The sequence below is a fragment of the Pseudochelatococcus sp. B33 genome, from assembly GCF_053570585.1.
In genome coordinates this window covers 19886-35664 of record NZ_JBSEFH010000014.1, presented here as the reverse complement: position 1 = coordinate 35664, position 15779 = coordinate 19886, and the positions used below count along the sequence as shown (strand labels likewise).

The 15779-nt window shown below is 68.1% G+C and carries 13 protein-coding genes; 8 read left to right on the top strand and 5 right to left on the bottom strand.

Annotation, left to right across the window (positions count from 1 at the left end):
- Positions 1-57 precede the first annotated feature (57 nt).
- Entirely contained in the window at positions 58-1572 is a 1515-nt protein-coding gene (locus ACUSIJ_RS16420) for a DHA2 family efflux MFS transporter permease subunit (protein WP_449309621.1), read from the top strand.
- Between the two features lie 22 nt (positions 1573-1594).
- On the opposite strand, the gene mgtA is transcribed toward ACUSIJ_RS16420, so the two are convergent.
- Positions 1595-4186 (bottom strand): magnesium-translocating P-type ATPase, encoded by a 2592-nt coding sequence (mgtA, locus tag ACUSIJ_RS16415; RefSeq protein ID WP_449309492.1) that lies wholly within the window; start codon positions 4184-4186, stop codon positions 1595-1597.
- 104 nt (positions 4187-4290) lie between these two features.
- On the bottom strand, positions 4291-6033 hold the full coding sequence (locus ACUSIJ_RS16410; RefSeq protein ID WP_449309491.1) for an FAD-dependent oxidoreductase: 1743 nt from the start codon (positions 6031-6033) through the stop codon (positions 4291-4293).
- 330 nt (positions 6034-6363) lie between these two features.
- Between ACUSIJ_RS16410 and ACUSIJ_RS16405 the strand changes: the two genes are divergently transcribed.
- A complete protein-coding gene (locus ACUSIJ_RS16405; RefSeq protein WP_449309490.1) occupies positions 6364-6678 on the top strand; it encodes a putative quinol monooxygenase in 315 nt (104 codons plus the stop codon).
- Between the two features lie 94 nt (positions 6679-6772).
- Here ACUSIJ_RS16405 and ACUSIJ_RS16400 read toward each other — a convergent pair whose 3' ends face one another.
- Complete coding sequence (locus ACUSIJ_RS16400) at positions 6773-7240, bottom strand: SRPBCC family protein (protein ID WP_449309489.1); 468 nt, start codon at positions 7238-7240, stop codon at positions 6773-6775.
- A gap of 50 nt (positions 7241-7290) precedes the next feature.
- Here ACUSIJ_RS16400 and ACUSIJ_RS16395 point away from each other — a divergent pair, with 50 nt between their 5' ends.
- A complete protein-coding gene (locus ACUSIJ_RS16395) occupies positions 7291-7677 on the top strand; it encodes an ArsR/SmtB family transcription factor (RefSeq protein ID WP_449309488.1) in 387 nt (128 codons plus the stop codon).
- A gap of 38 nt (positions 7678-7715) precedes the next feature.
- Here ACUSIJ_RS16395 and ACUSIJ_RS16390 read toward each other — a convergent pair whose 3' ends face one another.
- Together ACUSIJ_RS16390 and ACUSIJ_RS16385 are read right to left on the bottom strand one after the other, a co-directional pair.
- Positions 7716-8447, bottom strand: a complete 732-nt coding sequence (locus ACUSIJ_RS16390) for a GntR family transcriptional regulator (protein ID WP_449309487.1) — start codon at positions 8445-8447, stop codon at positions 7716-7718.
- On the bottom strand, positions 8444-9808 hold the full coding sequence (locus tag ACUSIJ_RS16385) for a formimidoylglutamate deiminase (RefSeq protein ID WP_449309486.1): 1365 nt from the start codon (positions 9806-9808) through the stop codon (positions 8444-8446). The genes ACUSIJ_RS16390 and ACUSIJ_RS16385 overlap by 4 nt, the downstream gene beginning before the upstream one ends.
- A 166-nt stretch (positions 9809-9974) precedes the next feature.
- Between ACUSIJ_RS16385 and hutI the strand changes: the two genes are divergently transcribed.
- From hutI to ACUSIJ_RS16360, 5 genes are read left to right on the top strand one after another with little or no spacing between them, the layout of a single operon-like run.
- On the top strand, positions 9975-11144 hold the full coding sequence (gene hutI / locus ACUSIJ_RS16380) for an imidazolonepropionase (protein ID WP_449309485.1): 1170 nt from the start codon (positions 9975-9977) through the stop codon (positions 11142-11144).
- Positions 11137-12678 (top strand): histidine ammonia-lyase, encoded by a 1542-nt coding sequence (hutH, locus tag ACUSIJ_RS16375; RefSeq protein ID WP_449309484.1) that lies wholly within the window; start codon positions 11137-11139, stop codon positions 12676-12678. Before hutI ends, hutH begins: the two co-directional genes overlap by 8 nt.
- Positions 12675-13466 (top strand): N-formylglutamate deformylase, encoded by a 792-nt coding sequence (gene hutG / locus ACUSIJ_RS16370; protein ID WP_449309483.1) that lies wholly within the window; start codon positions 12675-12677, stop codon positions 13464-13466. Before hutH ends, hutG begins: the two co-directional genes overlap by 4 nt.
- Complete coding sequence (locus ACUSIJ_RS16365) at positions 13463-14614, top strand: CaiB/BaiF CoA transferase family protein (protein WP_449309482.1); 1152 nt, start codon at positions 13463-13465, stop codon at positions 14612-14614. The genes hutG and ACUSIJ_RS16365 overlap by 4 nt, the downstream gene beginning before the upstream one ends.
- Positions 14611-15765, top strand: a complete 1155-nt coding sequence (locus ACUSIJ_RS16360) for an acyl-CoA dehydrogenase family protein (RefSeq protein ID WP_449309481.1) — start codon at positions 14611-14613, stop codon at positions 15763-15765. Before ACUSIJ_RS16365 ends, ACUSIJ_RS16360 begins: the two co-directional genes overlap by 4 nt.
- The last annotated feature ends 14 nt before the right edge of the window (positions 15766-15779 follow it).

The window sequence follows — 15779 nt, the reverse complement described above, 5'->3', positions numbered from 1 at the left end:
TCCGACGCTGCGGCGAATCCGGCCAAAGCAGCAACGGCCCCGACGGACGGAAGGCGGATGCTCGCCTTCCTCTGCATGGTGGTTGGCATGTTCATGGCGATCCTGGACATCCAGATCGTCTCGGCTTCGCTCGCCGAAATCCAGGCGGGGCTTGCCGCCTCCGCGGACGAGATCTCATGGGTGCAGACCTCCTATCTCATCGCCGAGGTGGTGATGATCCCGCTGTCGGGCTTCCTGTCGCGGGCGCTGTCCACCCGCTGGCTGTTCGTCTCCTCGGCCGCGGGCTTCACCTTCATGAGCTTCATGTGCGCGACCGCGACCTCGATCGACCAGATGATCGTCTACCGCGCGCTGCAGGGCTTTCTCGGCGGCGGCATGATCCCGACCGTCTTCGCCTCCGCCTACGCCGTGTTCCCGCGCGAGAGGCAGCATATCGTCGCGCCGATGATCGGCCTCGTCGCCACGCTCGCGCCGACCATCGGGCCGACGGTCGGCGGCTATCTCACCGATCTTTTCTCCTGGCACTGGCTGTTCCTGGTGAACATCGTGCCCGGCATCTTTGTCATCGTCGCCACGGCCACGCTGGTCGATTTCGACGAGCCGGATTTCGCGCTGCTCAACCGCTTCGACTGGTGGGGGCTCCTGTTCATGGCGAGTTTCCTCGGCAGTCTGGAGTTCGTGCTGGAGGAAGGGCCGACCAACGACTGGTTCGCGGACGAGGCGATCGTCCTCTTCACCATCGTCTGCGTGGTGTCGTCCATCGCCTTCTTCACGCGGGCGCTGAGGGTGGCGGAACCGGTCGTCGACCTGCGGGCGTTTCTCAACCGCAACTTCGCCACCGGTTCGGCCTTCAGCTTCGTGATGGGCATCGGGCTCTACGGCCTGACCTATCTCTACCCGCTCTATCTCAGCCGCGTGCGCGGTTATTCGGCGCTCATGATCGGCGAGACCATGTTCGTCACCGGTATCGCCATGTTCCTCTCGGCGCCGATCGTCGGCCGGCTGACGACGAAGGTCGATCCGCGCGTGCTGATCGGGATCGGCTTCGCCGGTTTCGCGCTTGGCACCTGGCAGGTGACGGGCCTCACCAAGGACTGGGATTTCTGGGAACTGCTGGTGCCGCAAGTCCTGCGCGGCACGTCGCTGATGCTGGCGATGGTGCCGATCAACAATCTCTCGCTCGGCACGCTGCCGGTCGCCCAGCTCAAGAACGCCTCCGGCCTGTTCAATCTGACGCGCAACCTCGGCGGGGCGGTCGGGCTTGCGCTCATCAACACGGTGCTGAACAACCGGTGGGATCTGCACCTCGTCCGCCTGCACGAGCATGTGCAATGGGCGAACGCCGCCGCCGTCGAGCGGCTCGACAGCATGACCGCGGCCTTTGCCGCGCTCGGTTCGAACGCCGGCTCCGCGGCCCTGCAGCAGATGGCCGGTCTGGTGCGCCGGGAAGCGCTGGTGATGGCTTTCGCGGATGTGTTCTTCCTGCTCACCATCCTGTTTCTCTCCCTCGTGCTCGCCGCGCCGCTGATGCGCCGGCCGGCGCATCCGCCTTCCGGCGGCGGGGGGCATTGAGGCGGGGCGCTCCCGTCTGCCGTCAACGACGGCGCTTCGCGTGCCGCCGCTTATGGACGGTGAATTTATGGGCGAAGAACCGGTGCTTCATCGCTTCGGCAGCCATGAGATAGGCCAGCGTGATCGCGATCAGGCCGAAGACGATGGGCGCGGGCAGCGGCACGAAGCCGAACCAGTCCGCGCCGGGCAGATAGGGGATCGCGACGGCGAGCATCCCCACCATGAGCGTCAGCCATGACAGCAGGGCGCTCGGGCGGCTTTTCCAGAACGGCTTGCGGGTGCGCACGATCATCACGACGGCAAGCTCGGTGATCAGCGATTCGACGAACCATCCGGTCTGGAAGACCTGCTCGGTCGCCCCGGCGACGAGGATGAGAAAGGCGAAGGTGACGAAGTCGAACACGGAGCTGACGAGGCCGAAGGCCACCATGAAGCGGCGCACGTAGCCGATGTCCCAACGGCGCGGCCTGCGGGTCTGCTCGGGATCGACGTTGTCCGTGGCGATCGCCAGCGACGGCACGTCCGACAGAAAGTTGTTGAGCAGGATTTGCGGCGCCAGCAGCGGCAGGAACGGCAGGCCGAGCGAGGCGAAGGCCATGGATATCATGTTGCCGAAATTGGCGCTCGTCGTGGTGGCGATGTATTTCATCGTGTTGGCGAAGGTGGCGCGGCCGTCGTCCACGCCGCGCAGCACCACGCCGAGGTCGCGCTTGAGCAGGATCATGTCCGCCGCCTCGCGCGCCACGTCCGCCGCGCTGTCGACGGAGATGCCGATGTCCGCCTCGTGCAGCGCGGGCGCGTCGTTGATGCCATCGCCCAGATAGCCGACGACATGGCCGCGCCGGCGCAGGGCGGCGATGATGCGCTCCTTCTGGTTGGGATCGATCTCGGCGAAGACGTCGGTCCGGGCCGCGCGGGCGAGCAGTGCTTCCCTGGTGAGCTTGGCGAGTTCGTCCCCGGTCAGGATATTGTGGCGGGGCAGGCCGATGGTCTTGGCCAGATACGTTGCGACGTAGCGGTTGTCTCCGGAGATCATCTTCACCCGGACGCCGCGCGCCGCGAGCGCCTTCAGCGTCTCGGCCATGCCGGGTTTGGGCGGATCGAGGAAGAGCAGGAAGCCGGCAAAAGTGAGGTCCGCCTCGTCCTCGCGGGTATAGGCATCCCGGCGCGGGAAGCGACGCACGGCAAGGCCCAGCACGCGAAATCCCTGCATGCTCCAGCCGCGCACCCTGTCGTCGATGGCCTTGGCCGCGTCCACGCCGAGCGGTCGGGCCACGGTCCCGTCGAGCACCGACGAGCAGGCGTCGACCACGTTCTGCACCGCGCCCTTGCAGATCAGCAGGTCGTCGCTTTCCCCCTCCCGCCTGACGACGACCGACAGCCGCTTGCGGATGAAGTCATAGGGGATTTCGTCGGCCTTGGCATAGCGCGCGAGGTCGTCTCCGGGATCCCGGCCCGCCGCGATGGCCTCGTCGAGCGGGTTCGCCATGCCGGTCTGCAGCGTCGCGTTGAGGAGTGCCCACAGCCGCACCTGTTCTGATGCCGTGCCTTGCGGATCGGTGCAGGCGTCGAGGCGGATGACGCCTTCCGTCAGCGTGCCGGTCTTGTCGGTGCACAACAGGTCCATGCTGCCCAGGTTCTCGATCGCCTCGAGGCGGCGCACGATGACGCCGCCCGCCGCCATGGTGCGCGCGCCGCGCGCCAGCGTGACGCTGATGATCGCCGGCAGCAGCTCCGGCGTCAGGCCCACCGCCAGGGCGAGCGAGAACAGCAGCGAATCGACCGCCGGCCGCTCAAGCAGCAGATTGGCGAAGAAGACGAGGATCACGATGACCAGCATGACCTCGGTCATGAGGTAGCCGAAGCGGCGGATGCCGCGGGCGAACCCCGTCTCCGGCCTGCTGCGCGCGATCGTGGCCGCGATGGCGGCGAACTCGGTGCGTTCGCCCGTGTGCACGGCAAGCATCGTGGCGGTGCCGCTGCGCACCGACGTGCCTGTGAAGACGACATTGCCGCGCTGGCCGAGCGGAGCGTCCGGGGAAGAGATACCCGGCGCCTTCACCACCGGGAAGGTCTCGCCGGTGAGCGCCGCTTCGCTGACGTTGAAGTCGCGCGCCTCCAGAAGCACGCCGTCTGCCGGGATCAGATTTCCCGCCGACAGCCTGACCACGTCGCCCGGCACGATCTCCTCGACGGCGACGGCTGTTTCCCTGCCGTCGCGCAGCACGGCGGCCTTGCGCGCGATGCGCGCCGTCAGCGCCTCCATGGCCCGCGACGCGCCGTATTCCTGCGTGAAGGACAGCATGCAGCTCGCCAGCACGATGAAGGCGATGATGGCCGCCTCGCTGCCTTCGCCGACGAAGGCCGAGACGACGGCGGCGAAGATGAGGATGAGGACCAGCGGACTGCGGAACTGCCGCGCGAAGGCGACGGCGGCGGAGTAACGGCCCTTGCGGCCGATTGCGTTCGCGCCGGCGGAGCGCAGCCGCGCCGCAGCCTCCGCCGAGGACAGGCCGTCCCGCGCCGGACCGAGCGCCTCCACGAGCTCTCCGGCCGGCTTCGCCCAGTAGGCGTCGCTGCCGGCGGCAGAATCCGGGGCCAGGGTGCGCTCCATGCATTTCTCCAGCTCAGGCGACCCGGCCCGACACGGATAGCGGGAAACGAGATCAGGTTATCGCGTTGCTCGCCGCAGTGCACGCGCCGTGCGGTCCCGGCCGCTCAACCCTTCGCAACGACGCCGTGGTGGACCTGGAACAGATTGTCGGGATCGTAGGCGGCCTTTGCCTTTTGCAGGCGGCGATGGTTGCCGCCCCAGAAGGCTTCTTGCCAGTCCGCCTCGAAGTAGTCGGCCTCGGCGACGTATGATCCTTCTGCCGGCACGCGGGCCTTCAACGCCTCCATGGCGGCGCGGACCCGCCCGGCCTGCCGGCGGGCGAGCCCGACGTCGGGCTCGAAGCCGGGAACGCCGGGATAGGCGGGCCTGCCTTCCGCGCCGCAGATGGCGAGGGCGAAACTGTCGGCCACGGCGGGGTTGGTGGCCGTTTCCCCGCGCACGCGCTCGCGGACAGCCTCGGGCGCGCCCGCAAGGCCCTTGTTGGTGTGAAGCGTGATGTTCCAATGCCGCGACGCCTCGAACAGGCCGGCGGCGAGCGTTCCCCGTGATGCCGGTTCGAGCGAGGCAGCCGGCACCCACGCGGATGCGTAGGCGTGCAGGATCTGCCCGGATTCCTCCCTGTTGCCGGCCCAGTAGATCCGGTCCCCGTCGGCGCCGGGCTGCTCGTCCGTCAGCACGACACCCGGCAGCGTCTTCAGGAAATCCGGATCCCAGAACTGCCGCCCGTCGAGAACGATGACCGTCGGGTCGGCAAGCTCATAGTCGTCCGGACGGTCGCGCAGCCAGGCCCAGAAGGGCGCCCACAGCTTGTCGGCCTGCTCCTGGCTCAGGCCCTGGCAGAGCATCGATATCCTGAGCCCGTTGTTCGGCCGGAAGCCGATCTGCTCGCCCCAATGCGGGTTGTGGAGAGCTTCGGCGTAGAACTGCAGCATCCGCGCGATCAGGATGCGATAGGCCTCGTCCGACCGCGCGGAAACCTCGGCGAACACGGCGCCGATCGTCGCCGGCATGTCATGGGTCCGCAGGGTCACGCGCGTGACGACGCCGAAGGTTCCACCGCCGCCGCCCTTGAGCGCGAAGAAAAGCTCGGGATCCTGCACGGCGTTGACGGTGCGTATGGCGCCGTCCGCGGTCACGACTTCCGCCTCGATGAGACCGACGGCCGCCGTGCCGAAGGCCTTGGAGAGGCTGCCGAAGCCGCCGCTCTGGATCAGGCCGGCGACGCCGACGGTCAGGCAGCCGCCACCCTGGACATAGCGGCCGGCCGCGGCGCAGACCTTTTGATAGACCTCTCCCCATATCGCCCCGGCTCCGACGGACACGGCCGGCACCGGTGCCCCGTCGCTGCCCGCCGGCGTGAACGCGTCGTGCACGTCGATGGCGTTCATCCGGCGGGTCCAGATCAGCAGCGCGTCCGCCGCATTGGAGCCGCCCGTATAGCTGTGGCCGCCACCCTTCACGACGAGGCGGATCCTGTGGTCACGCGCGAACCGGATCGCGGCGGCGATGTCGGCTGCTGAAGCGGCTTCCAGCACCCTGTCGCTCGGCCCGTTGAACCAGGCGTCGACCCATCCCAGCGTCTGGGTGAGGGCCGGGTTGTCGCCGAGAAAATAGGGGTTTCGGGCCGATGCGAAGAAGGCCGCGCAGTCCTCGCCGCCGGTGCCGGCAAGGCAGCGCTGCAACGGCCATTCCACCCTGGCAAGCCGGCCTTCCACCCGGCTTGCCAGCGCCGCCCAGTCCGGCTCGCGGCCGCCTGCCGGCAACGGCAGAAGGCCGGTGGCGAGTCCCGCCCCGGACAAAAGCAGATCGCGTCTGTTCATTGCCATGCCGGTTCGCTGCCGTGTCATCCGCTCAGGCTCCGGGACAGGAGCGGCCGCAAGGACCGCCGGCCGAAAGCGATGTCTTCGAGCGATATTAGAGCATGTTGTCTTTTCACGGAAACGACAACATGCTCTAACTTTTTGATTTTGAGCGAATTCTTATCGTTCAAATGATTCCGTTTGAATGGAAAGCGCTCTAACCGGCCATGCCGGGTGCTGCATTCATGAAATCGGCAGGATCGGGGGCCTTCGTGCCGCCGGGCGCGTCACAAAGCGCTCACTCCAGACGTCATGTACACGTAGGACAGAATTGTCTGATGCCACGGCTGCGCGCCGTGCGAACGAAGGAGACGACTGATGAGCAAGAGCGCCCTTTTCATCCGGCACACCACCAAGCCGGGCAAGCGCGACGAGGTACGGCGCATTTGGGAAAAATATGCCCGCGACTACGTCGCCGGCAGCGACCGGCAACCCGCCTACTACTACTGCTATGACGACGGCGATCCCGATACGATCGTCGTCTTCCAGCTTCATGCCGGCCGCGACAGCGGCGACGACTTCACCCGGCAACCCTGGTTTGCCGATTACCAGCGCGAGACGGCAGCCCTTCTGGCCGGGCCGTCGGAGTTCCGGGCCGCAACGCCGCAGTGGGTGAAGGGCTCTGCGGCCTGACCCCCCGGCACAGCGCGGCAGGCCGCCGACATGGCGCGCGGCCTGCTGCAGCGGCGGGCAAGCGGCCGCCGGGTCGTGCCCGGAGCCGGTCGGCCTACTTGTAAAAACCCTCGCGAAGATTGAGGCCGTGCTCGAGCCATACCTTCATGGCGCAGAGCATCCCCGTCCAGCCTTCGCAATTGCCGTAAGAGGCGGCGAGCCCTTCCGGCGTCTCGGACCAGCCGTATTCGGAAATACGGACCAGCGTGCGGCCGTCGTCGAGCGGCTCGAAGGTGATGGTCACGGTGGTCTCGCGCGCCCCGGAAGCGTCCGGCGCGGCGGCGTTCTCGGCGGTGTCCCAACGAAGGACGATGCGCCTGTCCTGCTCCACCTCGATCACACGGACCGGGAAGGCGCCGGGAAAGTCGTGGAAATCCCAGGTCACGACCGCGCCGCTCTCAAGGCGCCCCCTGGCCCCACCCGTCGTGAAGAATTGGGAGAGATGGTCCGGATTGACAACCGCCTCGAAGACCTCGCTGACAGGCTTGGAAATCCGACCGCCGACTGTGAATTTCAGTTCCATGCGTGCCTCCTCCTGTTGATGGGAGACACATTATGTTATAGAAATATAACATGTCAACGCACGATAAGACAGACGACAAGGACGATGCGCTGTTCAAGGCGCTGGGGCACCGTGCGCGGCGGCGCATCCTCGATGCGTTGAAATCCGGCTCGCGCACGACGGGCATGCTGTGCGACCTGATGCCGGAGTTCGACCGATGCACGGTCATGCAGCACTTGAAGGTTCTCGAAGATGCGGAACTGGTCGTGGTCGAGCGGCGCGGACGGGAGCGATGGAACCACCTCGACGCTCTTCCGATCCACGCGATCCACGAACGCTGGATCGGCCCTTATGCCGCCTACGCCGCATCCATGCTCAGCCGGCTCAAACAGGCAAGCGAGCAAGGGGAAAGTACAGGTACGCCCGCCGCGACAGCGACGGACGAGACGGAAGGCTGAAGAAGCCCGACCCGCGCCGGTCTGCCCAGCTTTGCGGGTCAGCCGTTCCGGTCGTGGCCGTCTTCCGTGCCGACGTGATGACCGGGCTGGAACGCCACCCGGACCGTGGTGACGGGGCCGAGATCGTTCCAGGTGGTGCGGTGCAGGATCAGCAAGGCCTGCCCCTGCCGCGTCTGCAGCAGTCGCGCATCGCGCCGGTTGGCGTTTTCGGCCGAGAAGGTCAGCTCGGCCCGAAGATAGGGGGCATTGCGCACCAGCCATTCGTTGGCATTCAGATGGCGGAAATCGGCCTGCTCCAGCCCCGGCGCCGCCCTGGGATTGATCCAGCGGTCCTCGAGCTGGAAGGGCTGTCCATCGCCGTAGTGCACGGCCCGCAGGTGAATGAGGATCTCGCCCTCGGCAAGGCCGAGCCGGGCCGCGACCTCTGCCGGGAGCGGGCTGCGCCGTTGCGCCACCACGCGATGGCTGTAGGTCATGCCGGCCTGCTCGATCTGCTCGCGCACGATGGGGATCGAGAACGTCGCCTTGCGCACCGGATTGACCGCCACCCGCGTGCCCGCGCGACGCCTGCGGTCCAGCAGGCCCTCGTCCGCCAGCAATTGCAGCGCCTTGTTGACGGTGGCCCGTGCCGCGTCGAACTCGACGGCGAGATCCGCCTCGTCCGGGATTCTGTCGCCCTGGCTCCATTCCCGTTCGATGATGCGGCGCCGCACTTCATTGGCGATGCTTTGCGCCTTGGGCACGCTCACGCCGGGTTGCTTGTCGGTCACATCTGCTCCTTCACTCTGCCGATCGCGGCCAGATAGTCGGCGACGATCCGGTCGCGATCCACGTGGCGTCCATCGCGAACGACATGACGCCCCGCCGCCCAGACGTCGCGCACAAGCCCGTCGCCGCCCGCGAAGATCAGGCTGTCCAGCATCTCGTCGCCTGTGCGCGCGAACATCACCGGATTGTCGAGCGACACGGCGCAGAGATCCGCCCAGAGCCCTTCACGGATCGCGCCGGTTTCGCGGCCGGCCGCCGACGCGCCGCCGTCGAGCCCCGCCTCGTAGATCACCCGTCCGGTGGAGCGTTCCGGCTCGGCCAGGATGGCGCGGGCCGTGTCGCGCAGCCGCTGGCTGTATTCGAGCGTGCGCAGTTCCTCGATGAGCGAGATACGGATATTGCTGTCCGAGCCGAAACCCAGACGTCCACCCGCATCCCTCCAGACCGTGCCGTTGAAGATGCCGTCGCCGAGGCTCGATTCGGTGATCGGGCAAAGTCCTGCGACCGCGCCCGTCGCGGCAAGACGCCGGGTTTCGTCCGCGGTCATGTGGGTGAGATGGATCAGCGTCCAGCGCCGGTCGGGGGCGTGGTTGTCCAGGAGCCACTCGACCGGCCGGCGGCCATAGGCGGCGCTGATTTCCTCGACCTCGGGGATCTGCTCGGCCAGATGCATGTGCAGCGGGCGGGCGGGGCGCAGGCCCTCGCACAGCGCCAGGGCCTCGGGCGAGACGGCGCGCAGCGAATGGGGTGCGACGCCGATGCCGGCATCGGCGGGCAGGGCGCGCAGCGCCGCCTCGGCGCCGTCGAGGAGGCGGCCGAACTCCTCTGGCGTGGTGCCGAAACGGTTCTGGCCGGGGCCGAGGGGGCGGCGGTCCACGCCGCCGAACTGGTAATGCACCGGCAGCAGGGTGAGGCCGATGCCGGTCTTCGCCGCCGCCGCCGCGATCCGTTCGGACATCTCGGCGATATTGTCGTAAGGCGCGCCGCCGGGGCGGTGATGCAGATAGTGGAATTCGACATTGGTGGCGTAGCCCGCCTCCAGCATCTCCATCTGCACGAGCGCCGCGATGGCCTCGACGTCGTCGGGCGTCAGGTGATCGAGGAAGCGGTACATGATCTGCCGCCATGTCCAGAACGTGTCACGCGGATGGGGGCCGCGCGCCTCCGACAGGCCGGCCATGGCGCGCTGGAAGGCATGGGAATGAAGGTTCGTCATGGCGGGCAACAGCAGGGCGACCCGCCGGCCCTCGGGTGCGGCCCCGGCCTCGACGCGTGCGATTCGGCCATCAGAATCTATCTCGATGCCTACATTTTCTGCCCAACCTTTCGGCAGCAGCGCGTGTTCTGCCCAAAGTGCCGTCATTCTCGTCCCCTTGTTGCCCATCGTGGCATCCGCTGAAGCAAATTGAGACATAGCACGTAAATAAGTTTAGACATATATAAAAAATTATGTTTAGACTTATATCGCAGCAAGATTGATCCAGAAGGTGCGCCGGATGCAGGTTTTCAGCAATGCCAGAGTTGCGGCCATGGATGACGCGTCGACGGGTTACGGTCTGCTTGATCACGCCTCGGTCGTGACCGCGGATGGCCGGATCGCCTGGGTCGGTGCCGAGGCGGATCGTCCGGCCATCCATGGCGACGCTTCCGTCCACGATCTCGGGGGGCGGCTGGTGACGCCCGGCCTGATCGACTGCCACACCCATATCGTCTTCGGCGGCGACCGCGCCCGCGAGTTCGAGATGCGGCTGGAGGGCGCGAGCTATGAGGAGCTCGCGCGCGCCGGCGGCGGCATCCTTTCCAGCGTGCGCAGCACGCGCGAGGCGGATGAGGATGCGCTGCTGGCCTCGGCCCTGCGGCGCGTGGACACGCTGCTTTCCGAAGGGGTGACGACGCTGGAGATCAAGTCCGGCTATGGGCTCGATGTCGACAACGAGCTGAAAATGCTGCGTGTTGCGCGCCGGATCGGCGAGGTCCGCAAGGTGACGGTCCGGACCACGTGGCTGGCCGCCCATGCCGTGGCGCCGGAATACGCGGGCGACCGCCAGGGCTATATCCGCGATGTCGTGATCGCCGGGATGGAGCGCGGGCATGCCGAGGGGCTGATCGACGCAGTGGACGGCTTCTGCGAGGGGATCGCCTTTTCGCGCGAGGAAATGGCAGCGGTCTTCGACCACGCCGCCAGGCTCGGCCTGCCGGTCAAGCTGCATGCCGAGCAGCTTTCCGATCTCGGCGGCGCCGCGATGGCGGCGCGGCGCGGCGCGCTGTCGGCGGATCACCTCGAATATCTGGGCCGCGACGGCATCGAGGCCATGGCCGCATCTGGCACCGTCGCCGTGCTGCTGCCCGGCGCGTTCTACACGCTGCGCGAGACGCAATATCCGCCCGTGCAGGCGCTCCGCGAGGCGGGGGTGGCGATGGCGCTGGCGACCGATTGCAATCCCGGCACCTCGCCGCTGACCTCGCTCCTGCTCACCATGAACATGGGCGCGACGTTCTTTCGCCTGACCCCCGCCGAATGCCTGACGGCCGTCACCCGCCACGCGGCCGGGGCGCTGGGCCTGTCGGATCGCGGCCGCATCGCGCCCGGCCTGCGCGCCGATCTGGCCGTCTGGGACGTCGCGCATCCGGCCGAACTGACCTATCGCATCGGCTTCAACCCCCTGCATGCCCGCATCGTCGGAGGCGAACTTGTCTGAACTGGTCCTCACCCCCGGCGAAACCACGCTCGCCCAGTTGGAGCGGATCTGGCGCAACGGTCTTGCCGTCCGTCTGGCCGACGGCGCGCGTCCCGGCATCGCCGCTTCGGCCGCCCGCATCGAGGCCGCTGCCAATGGCGAGACGCCGGTCTATGGTGTGAACACGGGTTTCGGCAAGCTCGCCTCGATCAAGATCAGGGCCGAGGACACGGCGACCCTGCAGCGCAACCTGATCCTGTCGCATTGCTGCGGCGTGGGTGAGCCGGTCGAGCGGGAGACCGTGCGCCTGATCATGGCGCTGAAGCTGCTGTCGCTGGGGCGCGGCGCTTCGGGCGTGCGCCCCCGTGTCGTTGCGCTGATCGAGGCGATGCTGGCGAACGACGTTCTGCCGGTGATCCCGTCGCAAGGATCGGTCGGCGCCTCGGGCGATCTCGCGCCGCTCGCGCATATGGCGGCCGCCATGCTGGGCGAGGGCCGGGCGACCTGTCGGGGCCGCGAGATGTCGGGCGCCGAGGCGCTCTCCGCCGCCGGTCTCGAGCCCGTCGTCCTGGCCGCGAAGGAGGGGCTCGCGCTGATCAACGGCACGCAGGTTTCCACTGCCTTTGCCCTGGCGGGCCTGTTCGAGGCTTTCGCCTCGGCGCGGGCGGCGCTGGTGACGTCGTCGCTGTCGACCGATGCGATCATGGGATCGACCGCGCCCTTCTTCGAGGAGATCCACGCCCTGCGCGGCCATCGCGGCCAGATCCTCGCGGCCCGCGTGATCCGCGGCCTGATGGAAGGATCCGAAATCCGCGAAAGCCACCGCGAGGGCGATGCCCGCGTGCAGGACCCGTACTGCATCCGCTGTCAGCCGCAGGTGACCGGGGCCTGTATCGACCTGCTCTGGCAGGCCGCGCGCACGCTGGAGATCGAGGCGAACGCCGCGACCGACAACCCGCTGGTGCTGAGCGAAACCGGCCTGATCGTCTCGGGCGGCAACTTCCATGCCGAGCCGGTCGCCTTCGCCGCCGACCAGATTGCACTCGCGGTCGCCGAGGTCGGCGCCATCGCGCAGCGCCGCGTCGCGCTGATGGTGGACCCGGCGCTGAACCACGACCTGCCGCCGTTCCTGACGCCGGACCCGGGCTTGAACAGCGGCCTGATGATCGCGGAAGTGACCAGCGCCGCGCTGATGAGCGAAAACAAGCACCTCGCCACACCCTGCTCGACCGACTCGACGCCGACCTCGGCGAACCAGGAGGATCACGTCAGCATGGCCGCCCACGGCGCCCGCCGCCTGAAGCGCATGAACGCGAACCTGGCGCAGATCCTCGGCATCGAGGCGCTCTGCGCCGCCGCGGGCGTGGAGTTCCGCGCGCCGCTGAAGACCTCGGCCGCCCTGCAGCCGGTGATCGCGAAGCTGCGCGAGACCATCCCCGCGCTGGGGCAGGACCGCTATCTCGCCACCGATCTTGCCGAAGCCGCGCGGCTGGTGCGCGAGGGCGTGCTGACCGGCGCGGTACCCGCCAACCTGATCGAAGAGGTGCGCGCATGAACCCCGTCCACGTCGTCCCGGGCGACAGTCCGGTCATTCTCGGCCTGCCGCATACCGGCACCGGCCTGCCCGACGATATCCGCGCGAAGCTGAACCCCCGCGGCCGGCTGCTTGCCGATACCGACTGGCATATCGAGCGGCTCTACGACGGTCTCCTGCCCGGTGCGACCACGGTGCGGGCGACGTTTCACCGCTATGTCATCGACGCGAACCGCGGTCCGGACGACGCGAGCCTCTATCCCGGCCAGAACACCACTGGCCTCGTCCCCGTGACCGATTTCGACGGCGAGCCGATCTGGACCGAGGAACCGGCCGCCGAGGCCATCGCCGACCGCAGGCTGCGCTTCCACGCGCCCTATCACGCCGCGCTCGCCGCCGAGATCGAGCGGGTGCGCGCGAGGCACGGCGTGGCGATCCTCTACGACTGCCACTCGATCCGCAGCCATGCCCCGTTCCTCTTCGAGGGCACGCTGCCGGACTTCAACATCGGCACCAACCTCGGCGCGACCTGCGATCCTCGCATCGAGGCCGCCGTGCGCGAGGAGGCCGCGGCGACGGGCCGCACGTGGGTCGTCAACGGCCGTTTCAAGGGCGGCTGGACCACGCGCCACTACGGCCGGCCGGGGGAGGGCGTTCACGCGATCCAGATGGAACTGGCGCAATCGACGCATCTCGCGACCGAGGCCCCGCCCTTCGCCTATGACGAAGCGAAGGCCGACGCGCTGCGCGTGACGCTGCAGGCGATTCTCGTGCGCCTCGCCGCTCTGGCGCCGGAGATCCGGGCATGAGCGGCCCGCTTGCCGGCATCAGGGTGCTCGATCTCTCCCGCGTGCTGGCGGGGCCCTACTGCACCGCGCTGCTCGCCGATCTCGGGGCGGACATCATCAAGCTGGAGCCGCCTTCGGGTGACGATTATCGCCATGTCGGGCCGTTCCGGAACGGGGAAAGCGCACTGTTCACGCTGAACAACCGCGGCAAGAAGAGCCTCGCGCTGGATCTGAAGAAGCCGGAGGATCTGGCGATCGCGCGGGCCATCGCCGCCCGGGTCGATGTCGTGGTCGAGAACTTCCGTCCCGGCGTCGCGGCCCGCCTCGGACTGGGGGCGGAGGCGCTGCGCACGGCCAATCCGCGGCTGATCTATTGTTCGATCTCGGGCTTCGGCCAGCAGGGGCCGTTCAGGGATCTGCCCGCCTACGACCTCGTCGTGCAGGCCATGTCCGGGCTGATGGCCGCGACCGGCGAGGAGGGCGGCGCGCCGCTCAAGACCGGGGAGAGCATGGCCGATCTGGTCGCCGGGCTGTTCGGGAGCTGGTCGATCATGGCCGCCCTCGTGCAGCGCAACGCCACGGGGAACGGCGCCACGCTCGACGTCGCCATGTATGACGCGCTGTTCTCCATGCTCACCACCAGTCACGCCCAGCATCTTTTCGCGGGCGAGCTTCCGCAGCGGGTCGGGAACCGCCATCCCCTGTCCACGCCCTTCGGCTGCTTTGCGACGAGCGACGGGCAGGTGGTGATCGCGGTGCTGAACGCCCGGCAGTTCGCGGCGCTGGCGCATCTGATCGGCGCGCCCGAGGCGGCCGACGATCCGCGTTTCGCCAGCGATTCGAGCCGCACCGCGCACGAACCCGCGCTGAAGGCGCTGATCGAGAGCTGGTCGTCCGGCCTGACGACCGAAGACGCCGTCGCCGCGCTCTCGGCCGCCGGCCTGCCGACCGCGCCGATCTGGGACATCGCCCAGGCGGCTTCGAACGAACACGCGGACGTGCGCGGGCTCGTCAGCCATCTGCCGCATCGGGTGCTGGGCCGGGCGCCCGCAATCGGCCAGCCGGTGCGCTTCGACGGCGAGAAGCCCGTGGCCGCGCATTCGGCCCCGGCGCTCGGCGGCGATCTCGATGACGTGCTGCGGGAATTTGGACTGGAGACGACCGTATGAACGACGACTGGACCATGCTGTCCGAGGAGGAGCAGCTGTTCTGCGAGGTATTGACCCGCCTCTGCGCCGAACGGATCGCCCCCCGGGCCGCGGAAACCGACGAGACGTCGGCCTTCGTCCATGACCAGCTCGGGCGGCTGGGCGAGGCAGGGATGATGGGTGCGAACCTGCCCGAGGCATACGGCGGCAGCGGGATTTCCGCCCCGGCGCTTCTGCGGGCGGTGGCGATCGTCGCGGGTGCCTGCGGCTCGACCGCCTCGGCGCTGACGGCGCATTATCTCGCGACCGACTCGATCCTGCTGGGCGGCACCGAGGCGCAGAAGCGGGAATGGCTGCCGCGCGCCGCAACCGGCGAGGCGCTCGGCGCCTTCGCCCTGACCGAGCCGACCGCGGGCTCCGATCCCGCCGACATGAAGACCCGCGCGCGCCGCACCGATACGGGCTGGCACGTCACGGGCACGAAATGCTTCATCTCGAACGGCGGCGTGGCGGATTTCATCGTGCTCTACTCCGTCACCGACCCGCAGCAGGCGCATCGCGGCATCTCGGCCTTCATCCTGCCGAAGGGCACGCCGGGGCTTGAGGCTGGTCCGGCCGAAAGGACCATGGGGCTGAGGGGAGGCCATGTCTTTACGCTGAATATCGACTGCAACCTTGCGGAGGACGCGCTGCTCGGCGAGGAGGGCAGGGGCTTCCGCACCGCGATGCAGGTGCTGGACAACGGCCGGATCGAGGTTGCCGCCCAATGTCTCGGCATGGCCGAGGCGGCGATGGCCGCCGCCATCGCCTATGCCAGGGAGCGCGTGATCGGCGGCGAGCCCCTGAGCGGCCGGCAGGGCATCCGCTGGATGATCGCCGATATGGGCGTGGCCTATCGATCCGCGTTGCTGCTGGCGCAGGATGCGGCGCGGCAGCGGGAGGCAGCCCATGCCCGGGGAGGGCGGTTCTCGCTCGCCTCGGCCATGGCGAAGCTGGCGGCGTCCGAAGCGGCGGGCAGGATCGCCGACACCGCGCTGCAGCTGCACGGCGGCTACGGCTATACCCGCGACTTTCCCATCGAGAGGATCAACCGCGATCTGCGCATCATGCGGATCTACGAAGGATCCAGCGAAATCCAGCGCAACATCATTTCCGGCAACATGCTGGCCTGATCATCGGAGCGAGA